Genomic DNA, 15057 nt, shown 5'->3' on the forward strand with positions numbered 1-15057 from the left:
CTCGCCAACAAGCTCGACTGCACGCACGATGGGAGCAATGCGCTAAGCGGCGACGCCTACGCGGAGACCTTGCAGCGATGCATCGCCACAACCCAGCAAATCGACGGCTGCGCCGCGGTCTACCTCCAATGGCTAAAGGGGGACATCACTGACAAGAGCAATCTGCTGCTGCGAGCGCTGGTGCTGCGCCAGGACGCACTGATCCGCGAGATGGCCGCCATGCCGCTGGACCCGGAAAAAGTACTGTGGGGAACGCTGATGGACCAGTACAAGCAGCACATGCAGGCGCTGCTCAGGCCCGCCTGGGATGCGAAGGTGAAGGCGGCTATGGCACAAGACGAGGTGGACAAGGCGAAGGCCGATTACGACAGCGCCGTCCGTGACATCGCCGAGGCGATGGATATGGGGGCGGCGGAAATTGGCGACACCCTGCGTCAACGCAGACTGAAGACTACGGCCGAGCGCCTGAGGGCCGCAAAGGCAAAAGCACGCGCCGCGAAGCAGGAAACCAATGGAAAGCTGCTACCGGACTCCGTCGCCAGCTTGCTGGTCCACGTTGCCGCTCCAATCGCCACGGCCTTGCGCGAATACAACAACAACGCCGCCGAGCGCGCGCTCGCACGCTGGATGGCGATTATCGGCGTGACGATGCGCACGCCGGTGGGCGTGATCGATGTCAGCGGCAAGGCGGGAGACACCATCAAATTCCTTGCACAGACGTTCGTCGGCAATCTCGTTGAGGCAGGCAAGCGCAGCGACAAGCCGCTGAGCAACGACCAGATCCGGCAGTTGACGGCATACGCCGAACGGCAGGTGGCGGGAAGCTTCGCCAGCGGCAATATCGGTGCATTCAACATGGCCATTGCGTCCAAGGATGTGAAAGCGAAGATTGCCGTGTTTATCACCGACGACATGGATAAGGCGCTCGCGAACATCAAGGACCCAACCAAGAAAATCGCTTGGCTGGCCGAACATGTGAAAACCCCAAAGAGCCTGCACGAATACGGCGTACTGAAGATCGGCAGCTCGATCCCGATTTACGGCGCGGTATCGCAGGGAATCCTGACAGCTATCGACGCCGTGTGGACGTTCGCGGGCTGGGAGCAGATGCTGCAAGCCGAAGCGCAGGCGTTGTCGTTCCAGAAGACGCGGACGCAGGACGTGCGGGTGAGTTTGGGTTATGGGTTGTATGTGGGGGCGCTGGCGTCCGGGGCAGCGGCGGTAGTGCAGGTATATGGGACGTGGCGCAATTTGTATGCGACCGGGATGGTGAAGCGGGCGACGGGGGAACGATATGCGACGCGCGCCAGAATGGCGTTGCGCGTGGCGGGCGCACTGACGGCTGTGCTGGCGGGTGTGATTGCGGTGATGGATCTTGTGGATGGTGCAGTAAACATAGGTCGAAAACACTGGTCACTAGGTTTGCTCGAGCTTTTCTCCGGTGTCACCGGAATTGGTGCAGGCCTAGTTGCTTATTGGGCCACCAGTGCCGTTCAAGGGTGGGGAACCATTGTTGCTTCGATAGTCGTCCGTGGGACAACTATCGCCTTGAGTTTGTCCGTGGTTGGTGTTGTTCTGACCGTGGCGTTGGTGGCCATCGGAGTGGTGTTAGATCACGTCAGGGGGGACAAATTCTCGCAGTGGCTGGAGCGCTGCTACTGGGGCAAGCTGACATCTGGTCGCTACACCGCCTTCGACTCTGAACAGTCGGATTTCAATCTAGCAATGGCAGTAGCATAATGTTCACTACAAGAAAACAGCTACGTCCGCTGAATAACGCGGATCGCGAGTGGCCCCTAGCAATCAAGTCGCGAGTCGGAGAGTCTCACGCGGCGGGTCGGGTGATCCGGATGAACTCCACTTATCTGGAGATGGTCGACGGCTTCTACTCGAATCGAGGAATGATGAGTTCGGCAGGGATTTTCGGCATAGTGGCCATCTCACTGACGCTCGGATTCTTTCTTTATGTGGTTGTTTTTCGTTGTTACCTAGACCCCGACTGGAATCGTCAGGATGAGGTTGAAATGCTACTGGCGTTTGGGTCTATCACGCTCGTTGGCTCTCTTTTCATTCTTGGAATTTTTAAATTCTATCTTCACATTGGCGAATGGTTCCGCTATACGCATTACCCGATGCGTTTCAATCGCCAGAACCGGATGGTCTACGTATTTCGCGGCGATGACACGGTACTTGAGGCATCCTGGGACGACCTGTACTTCAACTTGGCCCCCCACACCCGGATCGCGGGCGTCCGTATCTGGGCCATCTGCGGTCTCGTGTTGAAGGACGAGCAGACCGTCGAGGAATTGTTTGGGTTCGGCTACGTGTCGGACAGCCGAGACCATTGCCTGCACCATTGGGAATTCGTTCGGCGCTACATGGAGGAAGGGCCGCAGGCGGTAATCGGCGCGCCGGGATTCAGCTTCTGCCTCCCGATTGCCGACAAACGTGAAACCCTATATCAGGGGTGGATCGCGCTGGTGGCCGAGGATGCGTCGAACCCGATCCTCAAATGGCTGATGTTTCCGATCCACGTGACGTCCTTCCTTGGCCGTCTCATCCACCGCGCCACAAGCAAAGTGCCACTCTGGCCAGCCGATGTCGAAGTAGCCTGCCGGATCGCGCCGGACGATCCGTACGTACGTGATTCGAGCACGAATCCGGTCGGGTATCGCTGATCGGGATTTCCAGTCAGCCAAACTTCCGCGCCGCATCGCGCGCGAGGCCTGAGCCGATGCCGCCGAACAGATCCCCTTCCACGCGCTTGGCGCCCGGCAGCAGTTCCGCCAGGCGCTGGCGCAGCAGCGGCACGCTGCTGGAGCCGCCGGTGAACAGGATCGTATCGACCTGATCCGCCGTCACGCCGGCTGTGTCCAGCATGTGGCGTACCGTGCTCTCGGTCTTCGTCACCAGCTTGGCGATGGCGCCATCGAAGTCATCGCGCGTAATCAGCAGCTGGGTGTCCGGGGCGATGCGGTGCAGGTCCACCCAGGTCTTTTCTTCCTCGGACAGCGCGATCTTGGCCGCCTCTACCTGGATGGCGAGCCAGTGGCCGGCGCGGTCCTTGATCAGCCGGATCAGGCGGTCCAGCTTCTCGGTCTCGGCGGCGTCACGGTAGTTATCCATCACCAGCGACCACGCCTTGCGCGTGTAGAGCAGGTTGATGGTGTGCCAGCTCGCCAAATCGAAATACTGGCTCGACGGCATTTCCTTGCCGTTGCGTAGCTGGCTGCCCAGCCCCAGCAGCGGCATGGCGCTGGCCAGGCTCAGGGCGCGGTCGAAGTCGGTCCCGCCGATATGGACACCGCCGTTGGCCAGGATGTCGGCCTTGCGGTCGAGCTTCTTGGCGCGGTCCGGTGACAGCCGCACCAGCGAAAAGTCGGACGTACCGCCGCCAATGTCGGCCACCATCACCAGTTCCTCACCCGAGATGCCGGCCTCGTAGTCGAACGCGGCGGCAATCGGCTCGTACTGGAACGCGATCTCCTGGAAGCCCGCCGCGCGGGCGATCTCGCCCAGCGTGTCCTCGGCCAGTTGATCGGCCTTGGGGTCTTCGTCGATAAAGAACACTGGCCGGCCCAGCACCGCCTTGGTGAACGTGGTGCCGGCCGCCAGTTCGGCGCGGCGTTTCAGTTCGCCGATGAAATGGGCCAGCAGCTGGCGGAAGGGCATGGCCTGGCCCATGACCTCGGTACTGTCGTCCATCATCGACGTGCCGAGCAGGCTCTTGAGCGAGCGCATCAGCCGGCCCTCGTAGCCGGCCAGATAGTCGCCCAGCGCGGCGCGCCCATAGCTGACCAGCGGGTCCTCGGCATGGAAGAAGATCACCGACGGGAGCGTGGTCTTGCCATCTTCCAGCGGCAACAGCACCGGCTGGTGGGGGCGCAGCCAGCCTACCGTGGAGTTGGACGTGCCGAAGTCGAGACCGCAAGCGTGGGACATTGTTCTGCCTACCTTTCAATTCTGGGCCGCTATTGTAGTGGAGCCGGACGGCTCAGGCAGACGCAATGGCCATGCCCACCCCCTCGTCATTGCCGACTTGACATGCCCCGTCGCGTCCTCCTATCCTTCGCGTGTTCCTTCTTTAAGATCGATGTTCTATCTTACAGAACTTCTCAAAGCACATCCGGACACACGAAAACCGCWGGAGACACCCGCATGTTCCGTTCCGCCCCGATCCGTTCCCGCCTTCGTTCCCGCCTCCGTTCCAGCCTTCCRTTGCCGGCCCGCGCGCTGGCGGTGACGCTGCTTGCGGCCCCGCTGCTGACCGGCGCTCCCGTCGCGCTGGCMGCCGATGCCTGGCCGAACCAGCCCGTGCGGCTGGTGGTGCCGTTCCCGCCGGCTGGCGGCACGGACGTGCTGTCGCGCCTCGTCTTCAACAAGGTCGGGGCGGCCACGCACTGGACCGTGGTGGTCGAGAATCGCGCCGGCGCCGGCGGCAATATCGGGCTGGATACGGTGGCCAAGGCCCGCGCGGACGGCTACACGGTCGGCATGGGCCAGACCGCCAACCTCGCCATCAATCCGTCGCTCTATCCCAAGATGCCGTACGACGCCGTCCGCGACTTCACGCCCGTGGTGCTGGTATCCGCCCAGCCGGTGGTGGTGATCGTGCGGCAGGATGCGCCGTTCAAGACGCTGGCCGATCTGGTGGCGGCGGGCAAGGCCAAGCAGTTGTCGATGGCGTCCGCCGGCACCGGCACCGTCGGCCACCTGACCGGCGAGATGTTCCAGCGCCGCGCCGGCATCAAGGCGCTGCACGTGCCATATAAGGGCGCCTCCCCGGCGCTGACCGACCTGATGGGCGGCCAGACCGACTTCTACTTCGCCACGCCGCCCATCGCCCTGCCGATGCTCAAGGCCGGCAAGCTGCGCGCGCTGGCCGTGACCTCCGCCAAGCGCCTGCCGCTGCTGCCCAACGTGCCCACCGTGGCCGAACAGGGCTACGCCGGCTTCCAGGCCGAGGACTGGAAGGCGCTCGTGGCGCCCGCCGGCACGCCCGCCGAGGTGGTGCAACGCCTGAACGCCGAGGTGAACAAGGCCCTGAAGGACCCGGACACCGTGGCCAGGCTGCGCGAGGAAGGCAGCGAGCCGCGCGGCGGCAGCCCCGCCGACCTGGCCAGCGTCATCAAGGCCGAGAACACGCGCTGGGGCACCATCGTGCGTGAGTCCGGCGCCAAGGCTGAGTAATCTTTTCAAGGCAGGACCCGTCATGCAACCGCACCCGCAACCGAACAAGCCGCTCCGCAACATCCGCGTGCTCGACCTCACCAACGTGCTGGCCGGCCCGTTCTGCTGCCATCAGCTGGCGCACATGGGCGCGGAGGTGATCAAGGTGGAGACGCCGGGCACCGGCGACCTCGCGCGCCAGCTTGGCGCCGATGCCGACCTGAACCAGCGCCTGATGGGCGTGTCCTTCCTCGCCCAGAACCCGGGCAAGCGCTCGATCACGCTCAACCTCAAGCACGCGCGCGGCAAGGAGGTGTTCCGCAAGCTCGTGGCCAGCGCCGATGTGCTGGTCGAGAACTTCCGGCCCGGCGTGATGAAGCGGCTCGGCCTTGGCCATGAAGACCTGAAGGCCGTGAATCCGCGCCTGATCTACTGCGCGATTTCGGGCTTCGGCCAGGACGGCCCGCTCTCGGACCTGCCTGCCTACGACCAGATCATCCAGGGCATGTCGGGCGTGATGAGCATCACCGGCGACCCGGAAACCGCGCCGTACCGCGTGGGCTATCCGGTCTCCGACACCATCGGCGGCATCACGGCGGCCTTCGCCATCGCGGCGTCGCTGGCGGACACCACGCGCACCGAGGGCTATTTCCTCGACGTGTCGATGCTGGAAGCCACGCTCGCCACGATGGGCTGGGTGGTCTCCAACCACCTGATCGCCGGCAAGGCGCCCTCGCCGATGGGCAACGAGAACATGACGGCCAGCCCGTCCGGCACCTTCCGCACCGGCGACGGCCTGCTCAACATCGCCGCGAACAAGCAGGAGCAGTTCGAGGCCGTGTGCCGCGTGCTGGGCCGCCCCGAACTGGCCACCGATGCACGCTTCGCGCAGCGCCAGGCCCGGCTGACCAACCGCCGCGCGCTGACCGAGGCGCTYGAGGCGGAACTGGCCCGCGAGCCCGCCACGGTCTGGTGGCAATGGCTGAACGAGGCCGGCGTGCCGGCCGGGCCGGTGCTGAACGTGCCCGACACGCTGGCCCATCCGCAGGTGCGCGACCGCGGCATGATCGGCGATTTCCCCGATGTGCCCGGCGTGGGCCGCGACATCCGGCTGGTGCGCACCGGCTTCAAGGTCAACGGGCAGGCACCCGCCGTGGACACCCCGCCRCCCGAACTGGGCCAGCACACCCGCGACATCCTCGTCGAACTCGGCTACGCCGACGCCGACATCGACACCCTGAAACAGGAGCGCGCGCTATGAGCGACAAGACGATCGACGCCGGCCAGCAGGCCTCGCAGGACTGGTGGCACACCGAAATCATCGACATGAAGCCGGGCGAGATCCGCTATCGCGGCTACCCCATCGAGCAACTGATTGGCAATGTCTCCTTCGCCCAGATGATCTGGCTGATGCTGCGCGGCGACCTGCCGGGGCCCGGCCAGGGCGAATTGCTCGACGCCGCGCTGATGGCGGCGGTGGACCATGGCCCGCAGGCGCCGAGCATCGCGATTGCGCGCATGGCGGCCACGTGCGGCGTGGGGCTGAACAACGCGATGGCATCGGCCGTGAACGTGCTGGGCGACGTGCACGGCGGCGCCGGCGAGCAGGCGGTGGASCTGTATCAGGACGTGGCGCAGCGCGAGGATGCCGGCGCCACGCGCGAGGCAGCCGTGGCGGCGGCGCTGCAGGCCTACCGGGAGCTGCGCGGCAAGTTTGTGTCGGGTTTCGGGCACCGCTTCCATCCGCTCGACCCGCGTGCGCCGCGCCTGCTGGCGCTGGTGGATCAGGCGGCCGCCGCCGGTGTGGTCTCCGGCCGCTACGCGGGCATCGCCCGCGCGGTGGAGCAGGCGCTCGGCGCCGGCCGGGCGAAGCCGATTCCGATGAATATCGACGGCGCCACGGCGGTGATCTACGCCGAACTGGGCTTCCCGGCCCCGCTCGCRCGCGGCCTGTTCTGCCTGTCGCGCTCGGTCGGCATCCTCTCCCACGCCTGGGAACAAACCCAGCAAGGYGGCCGCAAYAAGGGCCCGATCCCCCGCCAGTTCATCTGGACGTACGACGGCGTGCCGCAGCGGGATGTGCCGGGCGCGCAATAGCCCGAGACGCCGTCAGCGGATCTCCGGATACAGCGTCGCCCCTGCCGTTGCCAGCGGCAGGCTGTCGTAGGCGGCCACGTCGGGCACGACGAAGCGCTGCACCACCACCGCCTCAAGCAACCCGGCGTAGCGGGCGTCCTCGTGCAGGCTGCACAGCTTGTCCACGAGCCGCTCCCGGTCCGGCGCCGGCAGGGTCTGGGCGGCTACCAGTAGCGGGATCGGCGTCCACGGCGTGACGGCGATGGTGTCCACCCCGGCCAGCCACGCCGGCTCATGCTTTCGTACGAGTTCGAGAAAATAGCTGTCGAGGGCGGTCACGTCGATCTGTCGCCCCTGCAGCGCTTCCAGCACGCGCGGCGGCGTGTCGAGCGGGCCGACCGAGGCCGAATACAGCGCGCTGCCCGACTCTCCCGCGTACGGGGCCAGCAGCAGCCGCGCCGCCTGATAGCCCGACTGCGAATGCGGCACCATCCAGCCGAAGCGCTGCCCGAAGGTATCGGGCAGGCTGCGCCAGCCGCATTCGCGCCGCACCAGCAGTTCGCTCCGATAGCGCGGCAGCCCGCCGTACGCCTCCACCGCCGGCACCGGCGCCACCAGCGGCACCACGGGCGCGACGTGTTCCGCGAACGGCAGTCCGCACATGAAGCCGCATACCAGGTCGCGCCGCTGCCACAGCGCCTTCAGGGAGGCCGGCCAGGCGTGCGGAATCACACGCACCGGCCAGTCGAGATCGGCGAAGACCTGCACGAACAGCCGCTGCCACGCCTCRGCCACTGCCGGCGTGGCGTTGTACATGCGCGTCGAGGCAACGCCGTGCGCCATCTCAGGCAAACCGCAGCGTCTGGCCGAGCCCCAGCGCCCGCGCCTTGGTCAGCATGGCATGGCCGAGCGCGATGTCCGTGGTGGACAGCCCGCGGTGCCAGAACAGGATGGTCTCGTCGTCGCGCTCGCGGCCCGGCTTCAGCCCCGCCACGATCTGGCCCAGTTCGGCATGGAGGTTTTCCTCGTTCAGCCGCCCGCTGTCCACGTGCTGGCGCAGCGCGCCGAACGGCAGCCCCTTGCGGCACTGGCCCCAGTCGTCCACSACCATCTTGCTCATGATGTCGGTCAGGGACAGCTCCACGGCGCTCATCGTGCCGTACGGAATCACCAGCGCGCCGGGCTTGATCCATTCGGTCAGCAGCATCGGCGTGGGCGCCGGCAGGCGGGAGGCTTCCACGATGATGTCCGCCCCGCGCACGCAGGACTCCCAGTCGTCAGTCACGATCACCGGCTTGCCGAGGTCGCGCGTCAGCCGGGCGGCAAAGGCGTCGCGGCTCTCCGGGCGGCGCGAATGGACGCGGATTTCGTCGAAATCGAAGATCGAATCGAGCAGCCTCACGTTCCAGTACGAAGTCCCGCGTGCGCCCACGTGGCCGAGGATCTTGCTGCCCTTGCGCGCCAGATGCCGCGCGCCGAGCGCCGTCACGGCGCCGGTGCGCATGTCGGTGATGGCCGTGGCGTCGATCACGGCCAGCGGCACGCCGTTGTCCGGGTCGAACAGGTTCAGCAGCGCCATTTCCGACGGCAGGCCCTGCTTGTAGTTATCGACATAGTCCGAAACCACCTTCACCCCGGCCACATGCAGCGGCTTGATAAAGCCACGCAGCACGTTGAAATGGCCCTTGTCCGACGACTCCGGCACCAGGTGCACGCGCGGCTCGATCACGGTCTCGCGGCGGCCCTGCGCGGCCAGCGCGCCTTCCACCGCCGCCAGGATCTCGGCATCGGTCAGCGCCAGTTCGGCCACGTCCGGCCCGTTCAGGTAGGTCAGGTACAACTCTTTCACGGCGGTCTCCTTACTGCATCGGGGGAATGTTGGCGCGGTGCACGATGGCGCGCCATTTGAGCGTCTCGGCGGCGATGGTGCCGCCGAACGCCTGCGCGCTGTTGCCCACGGGCTCCAGGCCCAGCGCRTCGAGTTTTTCTTTCACATCGGGCTGGCGCAGCACGGTGGCCACATCGGCCTGCCATTTCTGGACGATGGCGTCCGGCGTGCCCTTCGGCGCCACCAGCCCGTACCASGAGGTCACGTCGAAGCCCGGATAGCCCGATTCCGCCACCGTCGGCACGTTCGGCAACTGCGGCAGGCGGCGCGGGCTGGCCACGGCCAGCGGCACCAGCTTGCCGGTGCGGATGTGCTGCARCACCGTGGAAATCCCCCCGAACATCATCTGCACCTGCCCGGCCAGCACGTCGTTGAGCGCGGGCGCCATGCCGTTGTAGGGCACGTGCACCATCTTGATACCGGCCTCCAGGTTCAGCAGCTCGCCCGCCAGATGCGCGCCGCTGCCGTTGCCGGGCGAGGAGAAATTGAGTTCGCCCGGGTGGGCCTTGGCGTAGCTSACCAGATCCTTCAGCGAGCGGGCGTGGACGGCCGGATTCACCACCAGCACGTTCGGCGACGCCGCGAGCATGGTCACGGGCACGAAGTCGCGCGTCTCATAGCCGAGTTTCGGGAACAGGATGGGGTTCACGGTCAGGTTGCCGGCCGGGGCCAGGCCCAGCGTGTAGCCGTCCGGCGCGGCGCGGGCCACGGCCTCCATGCCGATATTCCCGGCGGCGCCGGGCTTGTTGTCCACCACGATGGACTTTCCCCACTTCTCGCCCAGTTTCTGGCCGATGAGGCGCGGCAGCGCGTCCGCCACGCCGCCGGCGGCGAATGGCACGATGATCCGCACCGGCTTGGCGGGATAGGTCGAATGGGTGTCCGGCTGCGCGTTGGCTGGCGCCGCCCATGACAGCGCTACCGGCAGCAGCCATGCCGCTGCCAGCCTGAAAAGATGACGATTCACTGCGGGCTCCCCGTGCTTTGCGATCGCGATGCTGCCGCCGTGACAGCGCTTCCGGCTTGTCTTCGGCAGCAGCTTGTATAGACTGATCTTATCGATCCTGTCTGATACTGTATAGACAACTTTTTGCAGATCGAAAAGCGGTTTCCGCATAAGCGGCGCAATCCCCGCGTCATCCCTGTGTCGCGCACGGCGTTGGTGCGATGCGGCACAATGCGCGGGCATCGTCAGGGGTGGCCGGCGCCGCATTTCACCGAAGCGGACCGCGCGCACCATTACAGAGAGCCAGGAGCCTGCATGTYATCGACCCCTTCGTCGGCCACGCCGACGCCCGCCTTCCAGCGCATCAAGGACTATGTGCAGGGGGAGATCGAGGCCGGCACCTGGGGCGAGGGGGACGCCATCCCGCCCGAACTGCGGCTTGCGGCCCAGTTCGGCGTTTCGCGCATGACGGTGAACCGCGCGCTCAACGAGCTGGAGGCGGAACAGGTGCTGGTGCGGCGCAAGGGCGCCGGCACGTTCGTGGCGCCGCAGCGCTACCAGGCCACCGTGGTGGAGATCCGCAGCATTGCCGAGGAGATCCGCGCGCGCGGCCACCGCCACCGCAGCGCGCTGTTCCGGCTGGAACGCCAGCACGCCACGCGCATGCTGGCCACCCAGTTCGGCGTGGCCGARCGCAGCATGCTGTTCCATTCGGTGATCCTGCACTACGAGAACGACGCGCCGATCCAGGTGGAAGACCGCTGGGTCAATCCGGCGCTGGCGCCGGGCTATATGGAAATCGACTTTGGCGCGGTCACGCCCAACGAGCACTTGATGCGGGTGGCGCCGCTACAGCGCGCCGAGTACCAGATCGAGGCGCAACTGCCCACGGCCGAGGTGGCGGAGATGCTGGCCATCGGCGAGGCGGAGCCGGCGCTGGTGCTGCGCCGCCGCACGTTTTCGCGCGATGCGGTGGCCTCGCTGGTGGTGCTGTGGCACCCCGGCAAGCGGTATCGCTTCGGGGGCGCGCTGGGGTAGGCCCGCCTAGGCGGCGGTGACGCAGTCCATCGACGTCGGCGCCGGTGCGGGCGCTTCCGGGGTCTCGTCGATCACCATGCTCGACCCGAGCACGAACTGGTCGCGGCCCCGCTGCTTGGCCATGTAGAGCGCGCGGTCGGCTTCGGAAAACAGGTTGCGCCACAGCGACTCGCGGCTSGTGGCGCCGCCGTGCARCTGCGCCACGCCGATGCTGACGCTGGCATGCCCGCCCCGCCCCGGCAGTTCGATCGCCCGCACCTTGCGCAGGATGCGGTTGGCCAGCGCCGTGGCCTGCTGTTCGTCCGTGTGGGGGCAGAGGATGCAGAATTCCTCGCCACCGTAGCGCGCGGCGATGTCCGAAGCGCGGCGCGAGTTGTCCAGCGCGGCGGCAATCTCGCGCAGCACGTTGTCGCCGGCGTGGTGGCCGTGGGTGTCGTTGACCTGCTTGAAGTGGTCCACGTCGATGACGAGGCAGGACAGCGCCTCGCGCTCGCGCTGCCAGCGCGCCACCAGGCCCATGGCGGTCATGTCCAGCGCGCCGCGGTTCAGCAGGCCGGTCAGTGCATCGACCCGCGCCCCGCTCTCGTTCCGGGCGATGATCTGTTCCATCGCCATCAGGCTGAAGCCGAACAGGCCCAGCAGCACCGCCACCAGCGGCGCCAGCGGCCAGACCGACGAGGCGGTCTGGGCAAAGAACGGCACCATCACGTGCCCGTGGAATGACGCCGCCTGCCCCAGCGCCGCCACCTGGGAGCCCAGCAGCACCAGATGGGAGGCCAGCACCAGCGGCCCGCCGATGCTGGTACGGCCGCGCGCGCTGCGCAGCAGGGTAATGAGGGTGGTGAACGAGGTCATGGCCAGCACGCCGTAGCCGATGGCGTGGATCAGCAGCGGGCCGTCCGCCAGCCCGCTCATCAGCACCATCAGGACCATCACCACGGCGCCGGTGGCCCGCAGCAGCATGGCGCGCTCGGGCAGGCCGTAGTAGACCCGTACGCCGCGATAGATCGCCAGCCGGCCGACGATATAGGCGCCGGCGCCGAGGGCGCCAAGCTGGAGCGACCCGGCGCCCACGCTGGCCGCCACGACCAGCCCGGCCCCGGAAGCGATGACATGRCCGCTCGCCCACAGCCGCCCRGCCTCGTTGGCGCGCAGCGCGAGCACCAGCCCCGCCGCCATTACCAGCGTGCTGGAGAACACCACCATCATGACGACCAGAATGGTCTGCTGGGCCAGGTGCACGGATTCAACATCCTCTAAAGCTACCGGGGGCGGCTGCCGTTATTGCGGTTTACCCTGATCCTGGCCGCAAGATGCCCGCTGATAACGGGAATTGCGACCGGAGAGGCGCATCATAGCCCGTGCATGGCGTGCGGCGGCACCCCCGTTAAGCCGGGTTAGCGCGCACGCAACGTTTTGAAATTACTACGGAAATCCGTGCGGATCAGTCTTCGTCAGATGGGACGTTCTGCCCTGCGGGCACCGCCAGGGCGCGGGCCGGCTGGACTTCCGGGAAGGTCCCGCCAAGCGCCGCCGTGAGCTGGCGCGCAGCGGCGAGCACCTGATCGCGGAAGGTTTCCGAGAAACGCGGCGTCGGGCAGGTCAGCGTCAGCGCCCCCTTCAGTTCCCCGGCCGGGCCGAACACCGGCGCGGAGACGCCAGCGATGTCCGGACTGCGGTCGCCCACCATGGCAATCACCCCTTCCTCGCGGATGCGCTGGTAGATCTCCCCCCGGGCGCCCGAGAACGCCCGCAGCACCCGGCCGCCGGCGCCACGGTTGCGCGGCAGGAGATCGCCGGCGCGGATGTGGTCGCGCACGGGCTGGGGGGAATCCACGCGGTACAGGCACAGGCGATGCTCGCCCTGCTCCACGTGGAAGGCGGCCGATTCGCGTGTGTCGCGCACCAGCTCGCGCAGCGCGGGCACCACCACCTGCTCCAGCGAGAATGACGCCGCGTAGACCGCATTGAGCCGGGCGACTTCCGGGCCGAGCCCGTAGCGGCCGTCGGGCAACCGCTGCACCAGCCGGGCATGTTCGAGGGAGGCGAGCAGCCGCAGCAGCGTGCTCTTATATAGACCGCTCCGGTGCGCCAGTTCGGCCAGCCCGAGCGCGGTATCCCCTTCCCGGAAGACCGAGAGCACGAACAGCGCCCGGTCCACGGCCACGGCGCCGCCTGCRGCGCCATGCTTGTCGGCTTCGGAGAGTTGGGCGGCTTTACGTGGCATGAGGGAGCGGCGGACGGCCGGTTGGAATGGGCGTCCACCGTATAGAACGGCCCGGGGCTTGTCAATCCGCCCGGGCTAAGGGTTTCAGCCCCGTTCGGCGCAATAGGCGGCYGTGGTGTACGGGAACGCCACCGCCGTCTGGCCGCGCAGCGCCGGGKCGGTGGCGATGACGTCGTGCAACTGGGCGCGCACCGCGTCCTGCTGCGCCGGGGGCAGCGAGGCGATGAAGCTGACCGACATCACGCGGTCCACGATGACCTGCTCCGGCGCGCCGGTGTGGGTGTAGGGGAATTCCGTCAGGCGCAGCGGCCCGAAGCCTTCGGCGGGAAAGACCCGCTTCCAGTCACCCCGGTAGTAGCGCGGGGCATCCCCTTCGAACGGGGTCATGATGGCCGTGAGCCGGGCCACCCAGTCGACCGATTCATCGCGCACGTTCCACACCAGCCCGAGCTTGCCGCCGGGGCGCAGCACGCGGCGGATCTCGGCCATGGCGGCGGGGTTGGCGAACCAGTGGAAGGCCTGCGCGCAGACCACGGCGTGCACGCTGGCGTCGGGCAGCGGGATGGCTTCGGCGGTGCCGGCCAGCACGGTGGCGTCCGGCAGCTTGGCGGCAAGCTGGGCGCGCATCTCGGCGACCGGCTCCACGGCCACCACGCTGGCGCCGGTGGCGGCCAGCAGGCGGGTGAACTTGCCGGTGCCGGCGCCGAGGTCGACCACGGACTTGCCCGGGGCGAGCCCCAGCGTGTCGTGCAGCCAGTGCGCCAGTTCGGCGGGATATTCGGGACGCCCGCGGGCGTAGGTATCGGCCTGGGCGGCAAAACCCTGGGCGGCGGCATTGTGGATGGCGGTCATGGGGGCTCCGGACGAGACCACGTACCTTACTCCGCCCCTCGCCGCCAGGCAACGGGGTAACGGGCCAACCGGGTCAGTGCTGCATGCCCCAGCGCCGTACCGTCACGCGTTCCAGCGTGGTGAAGACCAGCCCCTCCACCGCCAGCCCGATCAGGATCACCGTGGCGAGCCCGGCGAACACGCGGTCTGTGTACAGCTCGTTGCGGTTCTGGAAGATGTACCAGCCCAGTCCACCCTTGCCCGACGACGCGCCGAACACCAGTTCCGCCGCAATCAGCGTGCGCCAGGCAAAGGCCCAGCCGATCTTGAGCCCGGACAGCACGGCCGGCAGCGCCGCCGGCAACAGGATCAGCACCACATAGCGCAGGCCGCGCAGCCCGTAGTTGCGCCCGGCCATGCGCAGCGTCTCAGGCACGCCCCGAAAGCCTGCGTAGGTATTCAGCGCCAGCGGCCACAGCACCGAGTGGATCAGCACGAAGATCAGGCTCTTGCTGCCCAGGCCGAACCAGAGCAGCGCCAGCGGCAGCAGCGCGATGGCCGGCAGCGGGTTGAACATGGCGGTCAGCGTGTCGAGCAGGTCGCGCCCGAGCCGGGTGGAGACGGCCAGCGTGGTCAGCACGAAGGCCAGCGCGATGCCCGCCGCGTAGCCCTGCACCAGCACCGACAGCGACACCGCCGCCTTGCCCGGCAGCTCGCCATTGGCGATGCCTTCGCCAAACGCCCGCGCCGTGGCCAGGAAGGTGGGCAGCAGCAGGTCGTTGTCCTGGATGCGGGCGAGGATTTCCCAGAGCACCGCCAGCGCCAGCAGGATCACCGCCTTGCGCACCCAGCCCTGCTGCCAGAGGCGGCGATGGAAGGGCA

General features: G+C 67.3%; 14 protein-coding genes. 6 read left to right on the forward strand and 8 right to left on the reverse strand.

Features of this window, described 5'->3' with window-relative positions; translation table 11 throughout:
• Both AB4Z27_RS27235 and AB4Z27_RS27240 read left to right on the forward strand, forming a co-directional pair.
• Positions 1-1740, forward strand: a 1740-nt coding sequence (locus AB4Z27_RS27235; protein ID WP_441645739.1) for a hypothetical protein, incomplete at its 5' end; no start/stop codon positions are given.
• Positions 1741-1850: 110 nt separating this feature from the next.
• On the forward strand, positions 1851-2678 hold the full coding sequence (locus AB4Z27_RS27240; protein ID WP_441645740.1) for a DUF6708 domain-containing protein: 828 nt from the start codon (positions 1851-1853) through the stop codon (positions 2676-2678).
• A 13-nt stretch (positions 2679-2691) separates the two neighbouring features.
• Here AB4Z27_RS27240 and AB4Z27_RS27245 read toward each other — a convergent pair whose 3' ends face one another.
• The gene (locus AB4Z27_RS27245) at positions 2692-3942 is read right to left on the reverse strand and encodes an Hsp70 family protein (RefSeq protein WP_092297010.1); all 1251 of its coding nucleotides are present in this window, start codon (positions 3940-3942) and stop codon (positions 2692-2694) included.
• Between the two features lie 216 nt (positions 3943-4158).
• Here AB4Z27_RS27245 and AB4Z27_RS27250 point away from each other — a divergent pair, with 216 nt between their 5' ends.
• Genes AB4Z27_RS27250 through AB4Z27_RS27260 form a run of 3 tightly spaced genes read left to right on the forward strand, consistent with a single transcriptional unit; the run spans position 4159 to position 7266 of the window.
• Complete coding sequence (locus AB4Z27_RS27250) at positions 4159-5190, forward strand: Bug family tripartite tricarboxylate transporter substrate binding protein (RefSeq protein WP_441645741.1); 1032 nt, start codon at positions 4159-4161, stop codon at positions 5188-5190.
• Positions 5191-5212: 22 nt separating this feature from the next.
• Positions 5213-6430, forward strand: a complete 1218-nt coding sequence (locus tag AB4Z27_RS27255; protein ID WP_441645742.1) for a CaiB/BaiF CoA transferase family protein — start codon at positions 5213-5215, stop codon at positions 6428-6430.
• Positions 6427-7266 (forward strand): citryl-CoA lyase, encoded by an 840-nt coding sequence (locus tag AB4Z27_RS27260; protein WP_441645743.1) that lies wholly within the window; start codon positions 6427-6429, stop codon positions 7264-7266. Before AB4Z27_RS27255 ends, AB4Z27_RS27260 begins: the two co-directional genes overlap by 4 nt.
• Positions 7267-7278: 12 nt before the next feature.
• On the opposite strand, the gene AB4Z27_RS27265 is transcribed toward AB4Z27_RS27260, so the two are convergent.
• From AB4Z27_RS27265 to AB4Z27_RS27275, 3 genes are read right to left on the reverse strand one after another with little or no spacing between them, the layout of a single operon-like run.
• A complete protein-coding gene (locus AB4Z27_RS27265; RefSeq protein ID WP_441645744.1) occupies positions 7279-8088 on the reverse strand; it encodes a phosphate/phosphite/phosphonate ABC transporter substrate-binding protein in 810 nt (269 codons plus the stop codon).
• Position 8089: 1 nt separating this feature from the next.
• Positions 8090-9094: an ornithine cyclodeaminase family protein gene (locus tag AB4Z27_RS27270; protein WP_441592864.1), complete on the reverse strand. Its 1005-nt coding sequence runs from the start codon at positions 9092-9094 to the stop codon at positions 8090-8092.
• A 10-nt stretch (positions 9095-9104) separates the two neighbouring features.
• Entirely contained in the window at positions 9105-10100 is a 996-nt protein-coding gene (locus AB4Z27_RS27275; RefSeq protein ID WP_255370889.1) for a Bug family tripartite tricarboxylate transporter substrate binding protein, read from the reverse strand.
• A 294-nt stretch (positions 10101-10394) separates the two neighbouring features.
• Between AB4Z27_RS27275 and hutC the strand changes: the two genes are divergently transcribed.
• A complete protein-coding gene (hutC, locus tag AB4Z27_RS27280; RefSeq protein WP_441645745.1) occupies positions 10395-11117 on the forward strand; it encodes a histidine utilization repressor in 723 nt (240 codons plus the stop codon).
• Positions 11118-11123: 6 nt separating this feature from the next.
• Here hutC and AB4Z27_RS27285 read toward each other — a convergent pair whose 3' ends face one another.
• The 4 genes from AB4Z27_RS27285 to AB4Z27_RS27300 form a co-directional block, all read right to left on the reverse strand.
• Positions 11124-12359, reverse strand: a complete 1236-nt coding sequence (locus AB4Z27_RS27285) for a GGDEF domain-containing protein (RefSeq protein WP_092296985.1) — start codon at positions 12357-12359, stop codon at positions 11124-11126.
• Positions 12360-12561: 202 nt separating this feature from the next.
• Complete coding sequence (locus tag AB4Z27_RS27290) at positions 12562-13344, reverse strand: IclR family transcriptional regulator (protein ID WP_441645746.1); 783 nt, start codon at positions 13342-13344, stop codon at positions 12562-12564.
• Positions 13345-13428: 84 nt separating this feature from the next.
• Entirely contained in the window at positions 13429-14196 is a 768-nt protein-coding gene (locus tag AB4Z27_RS27295; RefSeq protein WP_441645747.1) for a class I SAM-dependent methyltransferase, read from the reverse strand.
• A 73-nt stretch (positions 14197-14269) separates the two neighbouring features.
• Positions 14270-15057: ABC transporter permease (locus tag AB4Z27_RS27300; protein WP_441645748.1), on the reverse strand; the 788-nt coding region annotated here is incomplete at its 5' end.

Origin of the sequence: Cupriavidus sp. KB_39 (genome assembly GCF_052114485.1) — a bacterium.
Lineage (GTDB): Bacteria > Pseudomonadota > Gammaproteobacteria > Burkholderiales > Burkholderiaceae > Cupriavidus.

Bases quoted from the DNA above. Each gene is read 5' to 3' on its own strand.
- AB4Z27_RS27240 (WP_441645740.1), top strand. From the start codon at position 1,851: ATGAACTCCACTTATCTGGAGATGGTCGACGGCTTCTACTCGAATCGA.
- AB4Z27_RS27245 (WP_092297010.1), bottom strand. From the start codon at position 3,942: ATGTCCCACGCTTGCGGTCTCGACTTCGGCACGTCCAACTCCACGGTA.